Source organism: Streptococcus sp. HMSC078D09, assembly GCF_001813675.1.
Classification (GTDB): Bacteria; Bacillota; Bacilli; order Lactobacillales; family Streptococcaceae; genus Streptococcus.
The window spans coordinates 2,105-4,108 of the sequence record NZ_KV813671.1; the positions used below are offsets into that span (position 1 = coordinate 2,105).

Below are 2,004 nucleotides of genomic sequence, written 5' to 3' on the forward strand. Positions count from 1 at the left end.
GCATTGCTTGGATCAGCGGTAATTTGTTTTGTTGGAACAGCAAAGCCGTTGTACAAACCTAAAGCGCCCATAGCTTGGTTGGTTCCAAGCGTTACACCGTCTGGAGTTGCGATCAGATCAGTCTTGTGATCTGTCGGTAGTGTTAAGATGCTAGACATAGCGCTAGCGATAGCGCTCTTTGTCTTATCTTCAGCATCCAAATTGACTACGTGAGCCATACCAGTCAACGAATCAACTGCTAGTCTAACACGTTCAGCTTTATCGCTTGCAGCATCCTTTAAGATCAGCTCTTTCTGCTCTGGTGTGAGTGTATTCCAATGCTCAATGATCGCAGTAGCACGTTCACCCGATGATAAGAAGTCAGTATTCTTCATTAAGAGTTCTTTAACTTCCGCTGGCATAGCATTGTACTGGTCCAGCAATGTTTTACTGTCAAGGACTGCTTTCATCCCTTGATTATTACCGACCACAAGTTCTTTCTCTTGAGGAGTTAAACTATCCCACTTACCAACTTCAACCAGCGCTTGACCGATTGTCATCTTAGCGTTAGTTTCAAGATTTGCGTGCTTGAGGATAAACTGCATATTCTCCCAGCCGTTTTCAGCTTGAAGAGCTTTAGTTACTTCTTCTTGTGCATTAGTTTTTACTGACGCTGTCTTCGGATCCCAGATGAGGCTTTTCCATATTAGGTTGGCCTCTTTCGTTTCTTTAGACATATTTACAGTATCTTTTGCAACCATGCCGGAAGAGCGTCCAATGACGTCGGCAAACTGATCTGCCTTGGCCATCATCTTGTCGTAATCAAGGCCAAGTTCTGCCCAGCTTTTTCGTAATTGGCTAAAATACAGCTCACGTTGTCGATCATCGCCAAAATTAAGCGGTACTTTTTCGCTCAGTTTCTTTTGAAGAGCAGCATACTCACGGCCAAATGCTTCCATTTTGGATTTATGCTGAGCGCTTAACTCTTCCATTTTTTGGTTATATTCGGCTTTATTGATAGTTTTTTTGTCGTACTCTTCTTTTAAAGCTTTTGTTTGGTCTTCGTAAAGTTTGATCTCATCTTTCAACCATTTAGCAACTACTCCAGAACCTTTTCTCAACTGGGTCTCATTCAAGTCGTTGATCTGGCCATTCATCGCTTTGATAATCGCTGTGCGCTCATCTGCAGAAAATTTCTGCATTTCCAGTTGTTTGTTGATAAATTGGTTCTCATAATCGTAGATGAGTGCTTGTTCTTCACGAGTGATCTTACGTTTTTTGTTAGACGCATCTTGATAGATTTGGATGATCTCATCAGTCATTGTCTGGACGTTTTTCTTCTGCTGTTCTGCTTGTGCGACAGCACGTTTTTGGACTTCTTCAGAAGCTCCAATTTTCTCAAGATTTTTTTGAGTGCGTTGGAGATCCTTATCAATTGCTTTTTGCAAATCACTTGAAAGCCCCTGGACGCTTTTACGGACGTTTTCAACAGCTTGAGATCCACCGTTTCCAAATCCGATCATTGCTTGATGGGCATCATCGATTTTAGCTTTTAATTTCGTTAGTTCTTCAGCCTGGACCTTGTTTACCGAAGTTCCCCAAGTCCTTGTCCTCTCGTCTGCATCTGCCATTTCTTTGGCTACTGCAGCAATCACACCAACAGCAACACCACCTATCAGGACTCCCCAAGTAACAGGGTTCCCAAGCAGTGCAATACCTTTTGCTAATAGACCAGTAGAAGCTACTGCACCTTCTGCAGCAGTACTTGTCGCAGTGATACCAGTAGTTGCGGCCTTAAATGCAGAGGATAGGCTGTTGCCTTCCTTAAACAATTGGAATGTCCTGCCTAAAACAGTTAATCCCCCTCCAAGCTTCCCAATGCCTTGAGTTAGGAACCCAATACCTTTTTTGACTCCACCAATTACTCCGATGAATTTCCCTAGGATTGATAAGGCTGGGCCTGCGCCTGCTGCAAGTAAGCCCCACTTAATAATGTTTTGCTGTTGAGCTTCACTCATTTCGCTA

The 2,004-nt window shown here is 43.2% G+C and carries 1 pseudogene; it reads right to left on the reverse strand.

Annotated features, from left to right (window positions below):
• Positions 1-2,004, reverse strand: a pseudogene (locus tag HMPREF2926_RS11185) (hypothetical protein); the annotation flags it as partial.